The sequence below is a fragment of the Pseudoalteromonas umbrosa genome (genome assembly GCF_030125375.1).
Lineage (GTDB): Bacteria > Pseudomonadota > Gammaproteobacteria > Enterobacterales > Alteromonadaceae > Pseudoalteromonas > Pseudoalteromonas umbrosa.
In genome coordinates, this window is the sequence record NZ_JASJUU010000003.1 from 1,075,417 (window position 1) to 1,094,320 (window position 18,904).

Sequence of the window (18,904 nt, forward strand, 5' to 3'; positions counted from 1 at the left end):
TATAACCCCTATTGAGCGAGCTTTCTTGTAACAAAGTAGCTTGTGTCCCATCTAATAAAAATAACAAGGGATAGCGTCACTTAGCCACTATGGCAACTCCTTTTAGGGGTTGCCATAGTTTTTCTTTTCAATCAAACCTAATTCAGTGCAATTTTTCTTTCTAGCCACAATGCTGACATCTCGTACTTCTATAGTATTCCTATGATAGAAAATAGGAACAGTCTATATGGGTACACTAAATATCAAACCTGTCTTAAATTCACATTCAAACAAATTAAAAAATGCCTATGAGTTGGTTGAGGATTTCTCTTACGAGATAAATGGAAGTATTCGTTGGGTACCTCGGTTTTTTCAATACGATGGGGCAAGCATTCCTAAGGCTGCTTATTATTTGGTAGGTACGCCTTTTAACCCTAGATATATGCAGGCTGCATTAGTACATGATTGGCTTTATCATACTCATGAAGTTGACAGAGCGGATGCCGATAATTTGTTTTATTCAATGTTGTGCGAGTCAGGTGTCCGTACTTTTACTGCTTTAATGATGAAGTTTGCAGTCGAAAAATTTGGAGCGAGTTATTGGCGCAATAATGCTGATGATCTTGCTTATAAACAAGAGCTTGAAGCCAGAATCCGTGAAGATGGTAGAAGCCCCAGTGTATATGGCTTGTAAGTTGCAACGTGGTAGCATAAGGAATAGATTTGCTACCACGCACTGGATACTTAGGTACTGGTTAAGCAGGTTTCTGCTGCGTTTTGGTCTGCTTTAAGTTCAAAAATATTAGACCGATAATGCCGGTCATTGCGAAACCAGATAATAAAAATGGGTCCATTGCTATGTGTTCATGAAAGTTAAATTTTCCTGCTGAGATTGATTTCCACCCCATGAAGTGCTGATTTGCAGCGACAACAGCACCAAAAAAACCAATAACAAGTGCAATGTATTTAGAAATCCAATGCGAAGCTGTAGGAAGTATTAAAAGTAAGCCTAAAATACCAATAACTGTGCGTTGTGCTCGACAATATGGACAAACATACACAATGCCAGTCAGCTCGACTGACCAGGCGATAATACTGATTAAAATAGCGGCTAAGGCGACAAATTTACTGTGTTTGATGTATGTTTCTAGCTGAAATAGTGACATTGAACTACCTATGAATAAAAAATATGATTTTAGGGGGATATTTTGTGACACTATAACATTGATGCATTTATTCTTGTAATTTTTATGTCATTTTTATTGGTTAACTGGAATACAAAATTATAAATGCCGAATTAAGTATTTCTATACTTTCCCTTTTTGTAACATAGCTAGCGTTCACTAGGTGTTGATAATTTAGGCTAGGTTTCTCAGAAGTAACAGGTGGGGATTTTAAATAGACCAAGGTTGGGTCTTGGTCTAAGCGATAATTACTAGTTATTGATATAGCAAATTACCAGTTCATCCTTTGGGTTTGCCTGTGTATCTTCCACTAAGTACCTAGCTTGTATGCTGTTTTGACATGTGCACATATCATAATGACTGGTTAGGTATGCTCGTCCATATTCGTCTTTATCTGATTTAGTGATGCTACATGTTGGTTCTCTCCATCGAGCATCCCATCCGCTTTTACCAAACGCGACAATTTTTATTTTATTAGACATTAACTTAACGTTTAATTCATCAGTATTTGCTGACACATTGAGAGCACATAGCGCTACTAGGGTGGAAATTAATTTTTTCATCATTCATCCTTAATTACTTATTTTATTAATAGAGTTTAAGCTCTATTGGTTGGGTATTTTATTCTCATTTAATATGTTTTCAAGTTTTTTTATTCCCGTATGATTTTGGGAGATGGCTCTATAATAGCTAGACCAATATAGGAGAGTTTGAGCTTATGCTTATTTTTCATGAAAAAAGAGAGTGTCTTTTTGAATGATAACTCTAAATTGTTAATAGAGTGAATGGGTGCAGTTTTTAAGAAACTGACAATCATCAAATAGAAATAGCCCCTTAAAAAGTGATATGTAAAGTGTTTTTAATGTTAACATTATTGTGTTTTTTTGTAACAATAAATAACAAGTTTAAGCTGGAGCACATCATTAACTTTAGTTAATGTAGTCAGTAGCATTTTAATTTAAGGAAAATCTTGATGCCTCATATAAGAACTTATCTGATAGGAATAACGACTGTTTTATTATGGGGGTGTGGAGGGTCTAGTGACTCAGAATCCCCTGAAGCCCCAAACACAACTCTGCCAGAGCAAAAAAGTTTTATGATTTCGACTTCTTTGAGCGAAGGAGGCACAATAACACCTGATTCGTTCGAGTTGGCTGAAAATTCAGAAAAAACTTTTTTAATTGGTGTAGATCAAGGTCATGAATTGGAGAGCGTTTCTGGCTGTGATGGTAATATGGAGGGTGATAAATTTACAGTTAGCAACCCTGAAAAAAATTGTACGATTGAAGTTAAGTTTAAGGCCTATCAATATACAGTCAATGTAACGACATCACTTGGTGGTTGGGTAGATAGCCCCAGTTATCAATTGTCATATGGTGAAAGTGCAGAGATTAATATTAACCCCGATAGCGACCATTTCATAGAGTCGGTGACTGGTTGTGGTGGTACTCTAAGCGAACAACAATACACGACAGATTCTATAAATGCTGATTGTAATATAGATGTAAAGTTCAGTAGCCATTTTCCTGCGCCTGCAGAAGGTATTGAGCTTATACGCTTACCCGTTGTTGTTCATGTGATAGAAAATGAGTATGTACAGATTAGTGATGAGCAAATACATTCTCAAATTGAGGCGACAAACCGACACTTTAGAGCCTTAAATACCGAGGATCTTGAGTCAATTGAAGATCAATTTGTGCCGTATATTGCCGATACTGGTATACAACTCTATTTAGCCAACCATGACCCAGACGGCAACCCTCACTCAGGGATTAATCGAAAAACAGCAGCGCTAAGCATCATTACGCTTGATAACGCGTATGCGAAAGCGGAAAAAGGAGGCATTGATGCTTGGCCTAATGAGCAATATATTAATGTATGGGTTGGATATGCGAGAGATTTTCAAGGAACGTTAGGCTTACTTGGCAGGGCGAATATTCCAGGGTTTGTAGAAGATCGACTAATAGGTGTTGTCGTAGCGGATTCGGTGTTCGGTGTCATTCCACCTCGTGAACCTAGGTTTGACGAAGGGAAAACGTTAACACATGAACTAGGTCATTTGTTTGGTTTGATTGGTCATACACATGGAGTACCTACAGATGAAAACACCCATCGTCATTTGACCTGTGATGGTCAACCGACGACACAGTGTAAAAATAGTGATTTGATTATGAACTTTATGAATGCTGAAACGGATGATAAAGATCAGAAAATGTTTTCTATAAGCCAATCTCAAGTTATGGAAGCATGGTTTAAAACGGGTCCGCTGCAAGCGCTTTACCTTAACAATCAGAATCCTAACTAGAACAAGGTTGTTTTTGAGGTTTATAAGATTAGTCTACGCAGAGTCTTTGAACGGTAGACTAATCTGAACTCTCGTGTAATACTTTGTAATAGTTGGAATAGAGGGACTTTTATATAGTTATCATCGTTTGATAACTTACAACAAAGATGTGCTATGGAATATAAACTGATAGACCAAATAAAACACGATGATCGAGAGACAGTGACTCGCGATTCAGATGGATCGAAAAAGCACTTCATTAATGCGACTTTACTTCTTGATGAGAATGTTGCTTCCGAAGAAGACCGCACAAGGTTATTAACCCAGCTTAATTTATATCGCCATTCAGCTTCTATTGAAATAGAAGAGGTTACGGATGGTGTGTATAACATGCGTTTTGCAATGTTAAATTAAAAAGCATACCTTTAAACTCACACTCTGAGTCTAAAGTACTTCTTACCTATTTTCTCTTCTGATCTAAGTACTGTGCCTATCTTGTAAATTTTATGTTTACATTATAGGTATTAGGATTTAGATTAATAACTAAACAAAAATTACAAATATTCATCTATCTGCTTTTAGTATTCAATCCTTAGTATAAATACAGGTAAGATACCTCTCTTATATCGCAGTATTGCATTGGTAAATTCGTGTTTATGGGTGGTTACAAAAGCTGAGCACAGAAGGTAAGTTGCTATAATGTATAACGGTCAATACAGTATTTACTACAAGAGTCAGTCAGCTAATAATTTGAGTGAAAAAAACTTTTTTGTGCAGTCTAATTACATAGTCGCTGTTAATACATTAGAGTCTGGCGATTTCCAACTTACATTTATGAAAGGCTTTGAAGAGTTTTTAGCCGCGAGTATCTACCCTACTTTTGATATTAATTTTTCAGCCATTAAAAGTTGTGACAGCTTCGAGTTTATTGTTTTTAACGACCCTGATTATGGTATTCATATATCTCAAAATAGCTTACCTGATGAGAGGTTACTAAGCGTTTTGAGAGACGTTACGAGAGGTAATGAGGCCGCCATAACAGATATATTTCAGTTACTTCAGGCTCAAATTATACGAGACTTTGAGACTATTCGCTTGGGGGAATTGGATAGTACGCACTTAGATGCTGATAAATCAAAAGTGTTAGAGCACAATACCAACAGAGTAAAGCTATTTAAACATGAACAAGTTTCTACAGGAAGTAAATATTCGACGCTTGATATGAAAAGGATACTTGGAGTTGAAGATGACACGAATAATGAGTTCGATGTTATGGTAGCAGCCGCTTGGGATGCTCCCCACAGTGACAGAGCATATCATAGCTCAGGTTTACAGTATGTGAGTCATGAATTGGATAAAGCCGATCAACTTACCTATTATGAATTTGTCTATCAATCTTGGCTCCCACTCAAGCATAAGCGCATTGAGAGAAAGATCATTCGCATTGATTGAGGCTATAAATATCTTTGTAAAAATAAAATTTTTAATGCTGGCATAACTTACAATTCCTTCAAATTATTTTAGTAAGGAGATGCTGTATGTGGCTATCAAGTAATTCACTTGAAGGGGATTTAGTTGTGCTTGAGCCTTTGTCATTGTCCCATTGTGAAGAATTAAGAGATGCTGTCAGTGATGGTGCAGGTTGGCGGCTTTGGTATGCATCAGTGCCAGCCCCTCAAGATATGCAAGGTTATATTGAAAATGCCATAAAAGGGCTAGAGAATGGAGAGGTGGCATTTGTAGTTAAAACCAAGCGCGATGGTAAGGTAGTTGGTACAACGCGCTTTTATGATGTGAAAGAGCAGCATCGACGGGCGTCAATAGGCTATACATGGTATTCAGATTCGGTAAAAAGAACGGGAGTTAATACTGAATGTAAGTATTTACTTATTTCCTATCTATTCGAAACTGCAGGTGCATTGTCACTTGAGTTTAAAACGCATGTTTTTAATCAAGCTTCTCGCACTGCGATTGAACGTCTTGGCGCTAAATTAGATGGTATTTTACGTAGCCACCAAATTATGCCTGATGGCTCGCTAAGAGATACAGCTATTTACTCTATACTGTCTCATGAATGGCCCGCTGTGAAAAATAATCTAAGAGCAAAACTAGAGAAATACTAAGTTGTTTGATATCAGCAATAGAGTTATCTTACCCTCGCCGACAGGTGATGCTCAGCGTGCATAAAGGATCTTTGTGCACTTAATTATATTACACTTAACTTACCCACCTTAAATGTTCAAGTTATTGTTATGTTTATTAATTTTTTAATTTTACCTCGCTCGGAATTACTGTTATAAATAGCCAAGTTGTTTTAGTGAGAAAGTATTGTATTTTACGTTTTTAAATTTAAAAGCAATTCAATATTTTTGCATTTTTTCAAATATACAGTTGACATAATATGTCACATCATGCAAGTCTAATGTTGTAACTCATATAAACAGTCCGGCTTTATTATCAATAATAAACGCCAATTTGATATAAGGAATCTGTTACATGGAATTAAATGAGCTTTCAATTAAATTGTCTCAGTATGAAACTGAGGGTGCCAGTTTTGAGTCATTTTTTATCAATAATGTAGGGCAAGAAGTTCTGCAAGTGATTGTTGATGGTAATGATGAACTTCCCATTTTTGTTACCCGCACAGAAGAGCAAATTCTCTGTATTTGTTACTTGTTCACAGAGCATGAAATCAGTGTGGAAAAACAAGCAGACTTAAATGCTTCGTTACTACGATTAAATGTACCAATGCCGTTGAGTGCATTCGCTAAAATTGATGACAAATATGCGATTTTTGGTGCGCTTTCTACAAACTCAACACTTGAACAATTGGGTCACGAAATAGTCACTCTATCGGCGAATGCTATTGATGCTTTGGAAGCAATTAGTGACTACCTAACCGAATAATAAGGAGTATTAATCATGAGTATTTTAAAAAAATTATTTACTGCGGTTAAAGGTGGGGTCAATGAAGTTGGTGAAGGGATAGTTGACGCCAACGCGATCCGTATATTTGAACAAGAGATCAGAGATGCACAAGGTGCATTGAGCGATGCCAAGGGCAGTCTCACTGAAGTGATGGCAAAAGAGATCCAAACGACGCGAGCTATTAAAGCTTTGGATGAAGATATCACCAAACATGAAAGCTACGCTGCGCAAGCCTTAGATAAAGACGAAGAGGCGTTAGCTCTTGAGATTGCAGAAAAGATAGCGCAATTTGAACAAGAAAAACTTGAGCAGCAACAAGTGCTTAATACATTTAGTAGCAGTGTGAGCAAGCTTAAGGAGCAAATCAAACAAGCAGAAAAAACCATAGTTGAAAACCAGCGCCAGTTGAGTATGGTGAAAACCACTGAAAGTGTACAAAAAGCAACCATGGCAGTGAACGATACTATGACATCGGGTAACTCTGCGATGACATCTGCAAAACAGTCACTTGAGCGCATTAAGCAGCGACAATTGGACAGGCAAGATCAACTAGATGCAGCACAGCAATTAGCTGATGAAAGTAATGACAACTCACTTAATGATAAAATGCGCGCAGCTGGCATTGGTGAAGAAGCTACAAAAGGCGCTGATGTACTCGCGCGGATCAGAGCAAAACAAAATAAGTAACACGGATGAGTGAAAATAAGAAAACTTGGCAAAAGCAAGAAAAAGCTGTCAGAGCAACACAACTTGCTTTTGATCTAAGCTCTGAAGTGCAAAAGTTTATTAAGAAAAACGCGATAGATGAGGAACTTACCCCCTCTGACATGATACGGCGTATTTTGGGGTTAGAAATAAAATCCAAAAAGACGCGTCAAAGACTCAGTTTTAATTTAAGTGATGATGAAATTGCTCTGTTGGCGCAACGTTTTGGGATCTCCGATGGAGATAAGCGCATGGTAAAGCAAAAAGTCGCAGACTTACTGATCCAACATGTAAAAGGCAGTAAGTAGGGCAAATAAAAGAGTGCATGTGGTTTGAATCGCCCTTAACTTATAGGAACACATTAGATTATGGACTTTCTCAATACTATTTTTACTTTTCCCACAGTGGTGTTTACCACTTTATTGCTTATCGTCATTGTTTTTTGGCTAATTGCACTACTCGGCTTTGCTGATATTGATATGTTAGAAGGAGATGTAGAGCTAGAAGCTGATGGAGGAGGCTCCTTTTTTCAGATGGGATTTGGCGGTGTTCCACTGACCATCTCAATTAGCTTAGTGGTGCTCATTAGCTGGGTTACAAGCTTTTATGCGCATAAGTTATTTGCTTATGCTTTAGGTGATGGGGTGATGTTTTACCTACTCGGTAGTGCAATGATGCTTGGTTGCTTTGTGGCCTCGATTCCTTTAACCGCATTGTTAATTAAACCTTTAAGACGATTTTTTGATAGTAAAGAAACAGCTTCTAAAAACGATTTTATTGGTCTTGAATGTGTGATTGCAACGAGTAAAGTCAATAGCCAATTTGGTCAAGCAAAAGTCCAATTTCAGGGCACCGAGCAACTGATAGAAGTTAGAGCCGATGAAGAGGGGTTATTCGCACTGGGAGATGTTGCTCTATTAATTGAGCATTACCCAAATAAAAACAGCTACTTAGTTGTTGAAAAGCCTTGGTAATAACTTTCATAAAAGCCATCGTTAATATTTAATCGACTTCTCAAATTTCAATTGCAGTGATTGGGGAAAATATACCATGACAGCTTTATGTGAAAACAAACATAGTCATGGATTGGAATAATTAAAACATTTAGGAATACACATGGAATTTTTAGATAATCTAGGGCCAATTTTAACGATCGTAGGCGTGGTGATCGCCGTTATTTTTGCGATTATTTTAATCGTCGGGAAGTTTTATCGAAAAGTGGATCAAGGACATGCGCTTATTATTAACAAAATGAAGAATGAGCCGGATGTCACAACAACAGGGGGAATTGTTTACCCAGTTATCCATAAAATGGAAGTGATGGATATCTCAACTAAACGCATGGTGTTAGAGCGTCGAGAAAACAGCGGCTTGATCTGTAAAGATAACATTCGTGCAGATATTGCCATCACCTTTTATATTCGTGTAAATGAAAACAAGCAGGACATTTTGCGTGTTGCCAAGCAAGTTGGCTGTGCCCGCGCTTCGCAGCCTGAAACCCTGCAAGAGCTATTTGAAGCTAAGTTCTCAGAAGCACTGAAAACAGTGGGTAAGCAAATGAACTTTGAAGAGTTGTTTACCCATCGCAATCAGTTTAGAGATGCAATCAAAGAGGTGATTGGCCAGGACTTATCTGGTTACACGCTGGAAGATGTTGCGATTGATTACCTCGAACAAACGTCTATTCATAAATTAGATGAAAACAATATCTTGGATGCAGAGGGGATCCGTCGCATCACTGAAAAAACCGCTGAGCAAAATGTTCAAACTAACCAACTAAAGTGTGACGAGCGAGCACAAATAGACATCCAAAACCAAGCAGCGCTTGAAAAGTCATTGGAAATTGAGCGACAAAAAGAAGATGCTAAAGCCAAGCAGCAACGTGAAATTGCAACGGTACGCGCCAGAGAGCAAGCTGAAGCTGAGCGCGTGATGCAAGAAGAGCGCATGAAGTCTGAAGATGCACGCTTAAAAGCTGATGAAGCGATTGAAATTGCAGAGCAAAATAAGCAGCGTGAAATAGATATTGCAGAGCAAAACCGTCTGCGTGTACTGGCTATTGAAGAAGAAAAAGTGGCGCGCTCTCGTGAGATTGAAGTGATTGAGCGTGAGAAAGAAACGGAAATCATGCGTATTAACAAAGAAAAAGCACTTGAAGTTGAACGCAAAGAAATCGCGGAAGTGGTTCGTGACAGAGTCGCAGTTGATAAAACGGTAGCAGAAGAGCAAGAACGCATCAAAGATGTTCAGACATTGGCTGCTGCGGAGCGTGAAAAAGAAGCCATTGTGATCAAAGCCAAAGCAGAGGCAGAAGAAGCGCTTGTTAAAGACATTGAAGCGGCTAAAGCGCAAGAGCAGGCATCAGAATTTAAAGCGAGAGAGCTTGAAAAGATGGCTGAAGCTGAGCTACGTATTGCAAACCAGACTGCTGAGTCGAAAAAAGTACTGGCTGAAGCTGAGCGAGTAGAAAAAGCGGCGGCAGGCTTAGCCGAAGCTGAAGTGATCAAAGCGAAAGCGCAAGCCAATGCACAGCAAGGCGAAGCGGAAGCACAAGTATTGCAGCAAAAATTAACGGCGGAAGCACAAGGTAAACGCGATATTGGTTTTGCCGATGCGGAAGTTCAATCAGCCATGGCTGAAGCAATTGAGAAACAAGGTGAAGCAGAGGCACTGACACTTGAGCGTCGTATGTCAGCCGAAGCGAAAGGTCTTGAAGAGAAGTTGCAAGCGCTCAATGCGATGGATCAGTCGGCAAGAGATTATGAAGGCTTTACTTTACAGCTAAATCAGCAAAAAGAGCTGACACTTGCTAAGTTGGATGCAGAAAAAGACATTGCCGCACATCACTCAGAAGTACTTTCAAAAACGCTAGGCAGTGCAGATATTAACATCATGGGTGGCGATGGTCAGTTCTTTGATCAGTTCATGAAGGCAATCACGTTGGGTAAGTCGATTGATGGCTTAGTCGGTGAAAGTGACACGGTTCAAACGCTGTTTAAAGATCATTTAAATGGTGAGAGAAACATCATGGATGATCTAAAAGGCGTATTAAGCGGTGCAAATGCCTCGTCAGAGACAATGAAAAACGTGGCTATGAGCAAGTTTTTTAGTCAGTTAGGTAATAGTAGCGATGCAGAAAAGCAGCAGCTTTTGGCGCTACTTGGTAGCACGTTGAATGGCAGTGCGAAGCAAGTTGAGTCGAACGAACAAAGCTAAGCGCTGAGTGACATGACTTAAAAAGAGCATGCAGATACGCATGCTCTTACCTTTCTATTTACCTTCCGTGTACAACAGGACAGTAGACTATGACTGACTCTGCAAATAATGCCGCGCTGGAGCAAGGCTCTTATGATTTGATCAAGCGCCGTTTGAGCAACTCTGGTGCTCAGCTACGCACAGATATTGACTCACTCAATAAAAATCGTATTGATACATTTGGTAGCACCGAGATTAAAGTAAAAGGGCGAGCTAGAGTAAGAACAGAGCACAATTGCATACCACGCGATATCGTACTCATCGGTGACAAACTTATTTTTGCCTATAACGTATTCTTGGGAATGAAAAAGAATACTCAAGTAGGCGATGTCTTTAGCGTTCAAAAATTGGTTCAGCAAGATGACCATTATGAGGTAGAAGCTTATCCAAATGAGACGAAATTTCTCACAGATAAACGCTTCTTAAGAGATTTTGACGAATTATATACTTACTACAAAGAAACCTGCCTACAGCATTTGTTTCAGCAAAACGGAAAGCTTTTTGCGCTATTTAAAATCGGTGACAAACTCACTGATGTACGCGTATTTCGCTGGGAAATCGCAGCTGATAATACACTAGATTACATAGATAACCGTGGCGAACGAGATTTAAATACAGATCAGGATTATGATTTTGAGTGGGTCAAAACTGACCGCAGTGATCATGAAGAGGGCCGCCATCCGCACATTAATATTCTGGATACCGTCTTTGTTGAAACAGTCGGTGGCGATCTCACCATTAAAATTGAGAACAACACTGAAAGTGGCGAAGGAATTTATGCAGAGCCAGTTGATGATAAAAATCAATCTCTGGCAGATTGTGAGGTTGAATATGCCAAACTTGGCGAAATCATCTTACTTAAGGTATTGCCTTATCGAGAAAAAGTCTGGCGCTATTATATTTTTAACTGTGTAACTGAAAAAGTTATCCGCCAAGATGCGATTTCTGATGCGTGCGTACAGCTTCCTGATGATCACGGTATTATTTTTCCTGGTGGTTACTATTTACAATCAGGACAAACTCGCTCGTTTGAAGATCACATTGAAAACTTAGAATTTCATAAACAGATAAAATCGCCCAACGGCGAAGATGTATTATATGTCTTTTATGAGCCAAGCGAAGGGCGCTACGCACTATTTGCTTATAATCTGATCGAGAAAAATCTACAAAACCCAATCTATTGTCATGGCTATGGTGTGTATGAAGATGGTTTAACCATCACCTTTAAAGCCGAAAAAGAAGAAGCTGAGCGCGTTCATCCAATTCAGGTTTGGGACAGTCCATTTTGCTCTGTTGAATTTGCGGCCAATGCGCCTACACCAAGCAGCATGCTGGGTAAAATTGGTAATCCAGACTTGGTGCGCGGTATTTCAGATCTATACAGTGTCTGCAAGGCCATCAGTGAGCAAAACCCCAATGTCTCTCACTATGAAAGTTTGATCTCGTTAACACGCAGTATCTTAGATAGATATCATTGGCTGACAGAGCCTGATTTTGCGCCTCTCAATACCCAATTGCATGAGATATTTGAAACCTCTGAGCAGGTTTTGGATGAGTTTGAGAAGGTCAGCCAAATACAAGAAACCGCTAAAAAAGCATTGGCAGATATTGAGCAAGAATATAAGGCGACGACTAAGGATATTCGCCCTGATAGCTTTAAGCTGGCCACTGAGTTTGTCACAGGTCTTGAAGCCCTAAAACTGCTTAAAGGCAAAATTATTAGCTTGGAAGAGGTAAAATATATAGATGTTACCGCTTTGCAAGCACTGCAAACACGCCTAGATGAGCTGACTTTAGAGCTAAGTAAATCGACGGCGCAATTTTTACAAAAAGAGGCGGCCTTAGCCCCTTATCATGACAAGTTGGCTGAACTGACCAGCTTGAGTGAGAAAAGTGAGAGTGTTACCGAGCTTAATGGGTTTTTAGATGAGTTAGATGCATTGGGTGATGAACTTGATTTACTCAATCACACCATGCTCGATTTAGAAATCGATGACAGCCGTGTTAGAACTCAGATCCTTGAAGATGTCAGTGGTGTTTATGGTCTAGTTAATCGTGCAAAAGCCAGCATTGAGATTCGTCGAAAAAGCCTTGGCAGCGTAGAAGCAAAAGCGGAATTTGCAGCGCGTTTTAAACTGTTTAGCCAAAGTATTACCAGCAGTTTGAACAATGCGCGTACCCCAGAGCAATGTGATGAGCAGCTCTCTCGCTTGTTAATTCAGTTAGAAGAGCTGGAATCTCAATTCAGTGAATATGACGAATATCTTGCTGAGATCATGGCCAAACGCGATGATGTTTATGAAAGCTTTGAAGCACATAAGCAGCAGCTGATAGACGAAAGGCAGCGCAGAGCACTGAATTTAGCCAATGCCGCTGAGCGTATTTTACAGGGAGTAACTAGGCGCTCACAAAACTTTACAGATATTGATGAAATCAACAGCTACTTTGCTTCTGATCCTATGATCAGCAAGTTACGCAGTTTAACGCAGGAGCTTAAAGAGCTGGGTGATGAGATCAAAGCAGATGATATTCAAGCCAAGCTAAAAGCAGCTAAAGATCAGGGGATCCGCTCTCTACGTGATAAGCAGGATATATATAGTGATGGTGGCAATTCCGTCAAAATCGGCAAGCACCACTTTGGCGTAAACAAGCAGCAACTTGATCTGACTTTATTGCCTCGTGATGAAGACTTGATGTTTCACCTGACTGGCACTGAGTATTTTGAGCCGATTGGGGATAAAAGCATTCGAGAGACCTTGCTCGCTTATCGCCCTTATTGGCAGCAGAATTTGGTCTCTGAAAATAACGACATATATCGTGGAGAGTTTTTAGCCGCCCAAGTGCTGACTGCGGCTACGGACCCGACTCACGTACTAACGCTTGATGAGTTAAATGCAGCGATAGGTGAGGACACACTGCTCACATTAGTGCAAAAATTTGCTGAGCCTAGATACCAAGAAGGTTATGAAAAGGGCATTCATGACCATGATGCAACTCTAATATTACAAAACTTGCTGGCCCAAAAGCAGGCGTTAGGCTTATTGATATACCCTACATCCGCGCGAGTTGTTGCGCAGTTGTATGCAAGCCAATGTGATGATAAGCAGTTAATCAAGTGGCGAGAGCAGTCTATACAAGCTGAGTTGATGGAGACCTTGTTAGGGGATGCGCGATTTAAAGTACAGCTAGCCACCGAACTTGGCGAGGTGATCACTCAATTTGCACAAAATGAGTTAAACCGTTATCTGGGCTACACATCGACTTTGTCTGGGCAGTTAAGTGCTGAATATTTAATTAAAGAACTGGCGCAAAGTAAAAAAGAGCTTGTGTTTTCGACCTCTCATACGGTCAAAAAGTTAGCAGAGCAATTTAATAGTGTCGCCAGAAGTAAAGGGTTTGCAGGTTCACTACAAGATACGCTGCAGACGCTAGAACATTTGCAAGACAAAGCCATTATGGTAACTAGCTGGCTCAATGCATATGGACAACAGCATGATACAGAAGTAAGTAGCGATAACCTGATTGAAGCGGCTAATATGGTGCTATTACAGCATCTAAAAATGGTAAAGTTCACCGCGCAAGATGTGGCTGTCTCTAATCAAGTGAATGGACTTCTTGGGCAACATATTCGTATCGAGGAGCAAGCATTAACGCTTGATTACTCAGAGTTTTTTGCGCGCACAGAGCTATATTTGGCTGAACATGCTCGTGGCTTTAGTCATTATCATGAACTTAAATCTGATATTTTGGTTGAGCAAAAGGAGCGCTTGCAGCTCGATGAATTTAAGCCCAGACCGTTGAGTTCGTTTGTTCGTAACCAGCTGATTGATAAAGTTTACTTCCCAATCATTGGTGATAATCTCGCGAAGCAAATTGGTGCATCAGGCAATAATAAACGTACCGATTTAATGGGGATGTTGTTACTTATTTCGCCACCGGGTTATGGTAAAACGACGCTGATTGAATATGTTGCGAATCGACTTGGTTTAACATTTGTAAAAGTGAATTGTCCTTCAATTGGCCATGATCAGGTTTCACTCGACCCTGGCCAAGCGATCAATGCAACGGCTGCAAAAGAGATAGAAAAAATCAATCAGAGCTTTGAGATGGGCAATAATGTCATGCTCTATTTGGATGATATCCAGCATACCAACCCTGAATTCTTACAGAAATTCATTTCACTCTGTGATGGTTCTAGGCGTATTGATGGAGTATGGAATGGCCGCAGTAAAACTTATGATTTACGTGGTAAAAAGTTTGCTGTTGTGATGGCGGGTAACCCTTACACAGAATCTGGCGAGAGCTTTAAAATTCCTGATATGTTGGCTAACCGTGCCGATATTTATAACTTGGGTGATACCTTATCAGGCTGTGAGCAAGAATTTGCAATGAGCTTCATCGAAAATGCACTCACCTCAAATGCAGTGCTTGCGCCACTTGCCAACCGTAATATGCAGGACTTGTATAAATTGGTGCGTATTGCGCAAGGCGAAGACATTTCTTTGAATGAACTGGAGCATAACTATTCTCAGGCACAAGCAAATGAAATTGTGTCTGTGTTAGAAAAGCTGATCCAGATAAGAAATACGGTTTTAAAGGTGAATGCGCAGTATATTGCCTCCGCTGCGCAAGACGATGATTATCGAATTGAGCCGCCGTTTAAGCTCCAAGGCAGTTATCGAAACATGAACAAGATGGCCGAAAAGGTTGTGGCGGCAATGAATGATGAGGAGTTAGAAAACCTCATTCAAGACCATTACCGTGGTGAGGCACAAACACTCAGTAAAGGCAGCGAGGAAAACCTCCTTAAACTTGCTGAGCTGCGCGGTACGTTGGATGAGCTGGCTAGTTCGCGTTGGCAACAGATCTTAGATGATTACGCGCTGCTGAATAGAGCCAATGATGCAGGCAGCCCTGTATTACTTGCTGTTGAGCAACTAGGCGAGCTCAATGAGTCACTCACCAGCATTGCAACAAAGTTGGATAAAGAGCAATTAAGCCATAATTACTCCGCTTTGTTTGAATCGCTTAATCAAGCGATCAGTGCACAAGATACTAATGGCAGTATACAGTCGGTAGCAAAAGTGATAGAGCAAAGTGCACAGCAGTCGCCACTTTCTGCATCGTTTGAACAGCTACTTGAACTTTTGACTGAACAACATCAGCAAAATCAAGTGCACAGTGAACAGTTAGCGCATCAAGGCGCGAATACGACTGGCACACTGGTGAGTAAGGTTAATGATGCATTGGTACAACTCACTGGGGCATTAAATACCCAGTCACAACGCTCTTCAGAGCAAGCACAGCTTGATGCGCAAAGAGCTGACAATAAACTCGCTTCACAACATGCTTTAACAGAAGCCTTGTCTGAACAGTTACAACAAGTCACCAGTGCAATTGAGCGTCAACGAGATAGTCAGATTAGCAGTGCAGAGCAAAGTGCTTCAAAACACAGTGAAGTAATGGCAAACCAAAGCGCAGAACTTGCAAAGTTAGCCGGTGAACTTGCAAAAGTACGAAGTGCATTCAGCGCTCAAAACGTGCTGAAAGAATCGCAGGTAGAGCAATCTAAAGAGCTTCAGCAGGCTTTAGTAGAGTGTGTTTCTAGCAAACTAGAACATATGGCTAATGTATTGGAAGCGCAAAGCCTTGTCTCAGATCATCAACGTCAGACTGAACTTTTGTTGCAGCAAAGCGACGCGTTAAAAGTGATTGCTGAAAAGACTGATATCGCAGACGCTTTATCTGGGCTCAGCCGCGACTTTTTACAAAGCCAAAATACATTAGGGGCGGCGTTAAAAGAGGCGCTTGAGTTGAGTCAGCAGCAAACGGCAGAGCAACTTTTAAGTGTGTCAGGGAGCATGCAACAAAATCATGATGACCTAAGTACACAAACGCTAGTTCATAGTTCAGTGTTAGAACAACTAGTTGCCCAGCTGCGAGAGCAGGTGGAGAGTGCACAGCAAGCGACACCCAGTGATGAAGTGGCACTTGCGTTGAGTGAGCTGGTCAACACTACGTTACCATCACTGATGCAACAGGCTGAGCAGTCAAACACCCTAGATCCTGAACTTGGACGCAAAGTGGATGTGATTTTAGAGCGCCTAGCACGTATTGAGAGGCTGCCAGCGCAGACCCAAGGGGCTGCACAAAGCAGTGAAAATCCTTATATGCTCTAGCATATGCATAATGAAAAGCCGATTATGTATGTCATCGGCTTTTTTACCTCTTATTGTCTCCGCTTTGTAATTAATGGTTGTTTCCCTAAAGTGTTCTTTGATGCTTTTTATGTGATCGCTTATCTTACCTAATTATTTTTTCATTGCGTCTAAAGCATATTTAGTATCCATACAACTATTGGATAATAGTCTATAAATTAATTCTTTTGTATTGTTTTTTTCTCTGTTTTTCACCCTTGAAATGGGTAAAAAATAGAACAATGTATTGGTTTTTATTAGAAGGAGATAGGGATATCATGACGCTTAAAGTAAGAGTGCCGATTTTATCATCAGATAATGAAAAAGCTCACATTGGTAAAGTCTTCGTAGAAGCTGGCCAACAAGTTAAATGTGGCGACTCGTTGTGCAGTGTTGAAACTGATAAAGTTATTTTTGAATTGGCAGCATATGTTGACGGAGTTGTTGAAAAAATCTTTACCAAAGAAGGGGACTATAAAAAAGAATATGCAGCGCTTATGTCTATCACTCCGTTAACTGAGCTATCGACAGACGAAAAAGAAGAGCTGCAAAGTAGTGATGTGGCAATACCATTTACTTCTGCTCTGGAATGTGTTGTTACACATGCATTAAAAGAACAAGGCAATATCGATATTGTAGCCCCAGATTTATCTGAGTTAGGTCGTAATTTTCTGAATATTTACGTCAAAGAAGGGAGTACAGTTGAGCAAGGCGACTTGCTTTGTGATATTGAAACTGACGATGAGGTGTTCGATATTTATGCCAATCATAGTGGGGTTATTTGCAAGTTTAATAAAATGCCGAACGATACGATCTGTTCAGGTGAATTATTAGTGACCATGTATCAAGAGCCCAAAAAAACTGTTGATACAACGAAGGAACAAGTGCAAAAGCCACAGGGGATAACTGACTCTCCACAAGAGCCTAAATCACGGTCGATTGAAGAAATTTGCGCAGACGCTAATTTACAGGTTGAGCTTGATGCCCAATCAAATAACCCTGAACAGGCGAGCTTTGAAGAAACTGCCAAAGACTTAATATCACAGGAAAGATCAGAACTGCCTGATATTTTGAGTGAGGTGAGTACAACGCAATCATGCACTGATACAGAAGTTACCACGAACACTCCTCAGGCTTCATCGAGCGTAAAGCCCTTTTTGTGCGGGATGCTCTTTGCTACGGGGTTATTTGCATTATTCACCTATTTGTATTGACCAGCTTGAATAATATTTTTATCTATTCTGTCACTGATTTATATTCGTTTTTAACGGCTAAAAGTGCCGTTATAGACAATTGTAACTGACGAAGATGGTTTTAAAGTCGGCGATAAAGTCGATACATGGAAATAGTACTGATAAAGCTTTCACATGCTCGTTTTTGGTTAGTAGCTACATTGAAGGGTGTTTTTAAATTTATTAGGGAAATAGGGATATGATGATATTGACAGTGAAAGTACCTCGTTTACCTGTAGGGATAGAAACTGCCCACATAGGAGAGGTTTATGTCACAGTAGGCCAAGAGGTTACACGAGATCAAAAAGTATGTTGTGTAGAAACAGATAAGGTCATTTTTGACCTTAGGTCACCATGCAATGGAGTTATTGAAAATGTATATGTGAAAGAAGGCGAGTTTCATGAGCAAAGTGCTGTTTTAATCGAAATTATGACCGAAGATTTTGAAGAAGTCGATTTTGAAAGCACAGAAAATGACTTGCACCAATCTGATGAAAAAGAAGAGGTTTATGTAGTTGATCACGAATTAAAAGACAAAGGAAATATATGTCTATTTGCACCAGAAATACCTGTAGCTAATGATAATGTCGTCTCTGTGTTTATAAAAGAGGGAACATCTGTTTTTAAAGACCAAGTATTGATGGATATAGAGACTGATATTGCGTTTTTTGAGATCAAGGCTCCACATGATGGTGTTGTTTGCAATCTATTTAAATTGCCCAATGAGACTGTCAACTCGGGCGAGTTGATGCTGACATTACTCAGTGATTACGATAAGGCTCTTGAATACAACAAAGCTTTATTAGCTGAGCAGCAGCTAAAAAGGTCTGTGATAAATGAAATTGAAGAAGACTCTAAGCTTGAGGCATTTATAGAGAGGCAGGAAACAGTAGAAAAGCATGGTGATGTGCAAGATGAAGAGAGTGGCAATGACTCTACCAAGCATGTAAATACGGCCAGTCCTAGTACCACTCATTATTTTCTTTTAATTTTTATTATAATGCTATTTTTAGTATCGGCTCTTGCTGCCTGGATTTTTATATCTCTTGATTATGATATTTTAATCTGAAAAAGTGGTAGGGTAGTTGGATTTTCCATCAGGCTTGGGGGAAGGAGTGGCCTGTTACACTTAAGACTTTT

The 18,904-nt window shown here is 39.9% G+C and carries 15 protein-coding genes; 13 read left to right on the forward strand and 2 right to left on the reverse strand.

Annotated features, from left to right (window positions below):
- Positions 1 to 226 precede the first annotated feature (226 nt).
- Positions 227 to 673, forward strand: coding sequence for a DUF1353 domain-containing protein (locus QNM16_RS14455; RefSeq protein WP_284021143.1), 447 nt, complete (start codon positions 227 to 229; stop codon positions 671 to 673).
- A gap of 61 nt (positions 674 to 734) precedes the next feature.
- Here QNM16_RS14455 and QNM16_RS14460 read toward each other — a convergent pair whose 3' ends face one another.
- Together QNM16_RS14460 and QNM16_RS14465 are read right to left on the reverse strand one after the other, a co-directional pair.
- A complete protein-coding gene (locus tag QNM16_RS14460; protein ID WP_284021144.1) occupies positions 735 to 1,145 on the reverse strand; it encodes a hypothetical protein in 411 nt (136 codons plus the stop codon).
- 269 nt (positions 1,146 to 1,414) lie between these two features.
- On the reverse strand, positions 1,415 to 1,729 hold the full coding sequence (locus QNM16_RS14465) for a hypothetical protein (RefSeq protein WP_284021145.1): 315 nt from the start codon (positions 1,727 to 1,729) through the stop codon (positions 1,415 to 1,417).
- A gap of 407 nt (positions 1,730 to 2,136) precedes the next feature.
- Here QNM16_RS14465 and QNM16_RS14470 point away from each other — a divergent pair, with 407 nt between their 5' ends.
- From QNM16_RS14470 to QNM16_RS14525, 12 genes are all read left to right on the forward strand, one after another.
- A complete protein-coding gene (locus tag QNM16_RS14470) occupies positions 2,137 to 3,468 on the forward strand; it encodes a M43 family zinc metalloprotease (RefSeq protein ID WP_284021146.1) in 1,332 nt (443 codons plus the stop codon).
- Positions 3,469 to 3,621: 153 nt separating this feature from the next.
- Complete coding sequence (locus QNM16_RS14475) at positions 3,622 to 3,861, forward strand: hypothetical protein (RefSeq protein ID WP_284021147.1); 240 nt, start codon at positions 3,622 to 3,624, stop codon at positions 3,859 to 3,861.
- Between the two features lie 285 nt (positions 3,862 to 4,146).
- Positions 4,147 to 4,899 carry a hypothetical protein gene (locus QNM16_RS14480; protein WP_284021148.1) on the forward strand — a complete coding sequence of 251 codons (753 nt, stop codon included), beginning with the start codon at positions 4,147 to 4,149 and terminating at the stop codon, positions 4,897 to 4,899.
- Between the two features lie 86 nt (positions 4,900 to 4,985).
- Positions 4,986 to 5,570 (forward strand): GNAT family N-acetyltransferase, encoded by a 585-nt coding sequence (locus QNM16_RS14485; RefSeq protein ID WP_284021149.1) that lies wholly within the window; start codon positions 4,986 to 4,988, stop codon positions 5,568 to 5,570.
- A gap of 373 nt (positions 5,571 to 5,943) precedes the next feature.
- Positions 5,944 to 6,354 carry a YjfI family protein gene (locus tag QNM16_RS14490; RefSeq protein ID WP_284021150.1) on the forward strand — a complete coding sequence of 137 codons (411 nt, stop codon included), beginning with the start codon at positions 5,944 to 5,946 and terminating at the stop codon, positions 6,352 to 6,354.
- Between the two features lie 15 nt (positions 6,355 to 6,369).
- A complete protein-coding gene (locus QNM16_RS14495) occupies positions 6,370 to 7,062 on the forward strand; it encodes a PspA/IM30 family protein (RefSeq protein ID WP_284021151.1) in 693 nt (230 codons plus the stop codon).
- Positions 7,063 to 7,067: 5 nt separating this feature from the next.
- Positions 7,068 to 7,388 (forward strand): hypothetical protein, encoded by a 321-nt coding sequence (locus QNM16_RS14500; RefSeq protein WP_284021152.1) that lies wholly within the window; start codon positions 7,068 to 7,070, stop codon positions 7,386 to 7,388.
- A gap of 60 nt (positions 7,389 to 7,448) precedes the next feature.
- Positions 7,449 to 8,054, forward strand: coding sequence for a DUF1449 domain-containing protein (locus QNM16_RS14505; RefSeq protein WP_284021153.1), 606 nt, complete (start codon positions 7,449 to 7,451; stop codon positions 8,052 to 8,054).
- A gap of 142 nt (positions 8,055 to 8,196) precedes the next feature.
- Positions 8,197 to 10,296 (forward strand): SPFH domain-containing protein, encoded by a 2,100-nt coding sequence (locus tag QNM16_RS14510; protein WP_284021154.1) that lies wholly within the window; start codon positions 8,197 to 8,199, stop codon positions 10,294 to 10,296.
- Positions 10,297 to 10,385: 89 nt separating this feature from the next.
- On the forward strand, positions 10,386 to 16,514 hold the full coding sequence (locus QNM16_RS14515; RefSeq protein WP_284021155.1) for a DNA repair ATPase: 6,129 nt from the start codon (positions 10,386 to 10,388) through the stop codon (positions 16,512 to 16,514).
- Positions 16,515 to 16,810: 296 nt separating this feature from the next.
- Positions 16,811 to 17,746, forward strand: coding sequence for a biotin/lipoyl-containing protein (locus QNM16_RS14520; RefSeq protein ID WP_284021156.1), 936 nt, complete (start codon positions 16,811 to 16,813; stop codon positions 17,744 to 17,746).
- A 217-nt stretch (positions 17,747 to 17,963) separates the two neighbouring features.
- Positions 17,964 to 18,833: a biotin/lipoyl-containing protein gene (locus QNM16_RS14525; protein ID WP_284021157.1), complete on the forward strand. Its 870-nt coding sequence runs from the start codon at positions 17,964 to 17,966 to the stop codon at positions 18,831 to 18,833.
- The last annotated feature ends 71 nt before the right edge of the window (positions 18,834 to 18,904 follow it).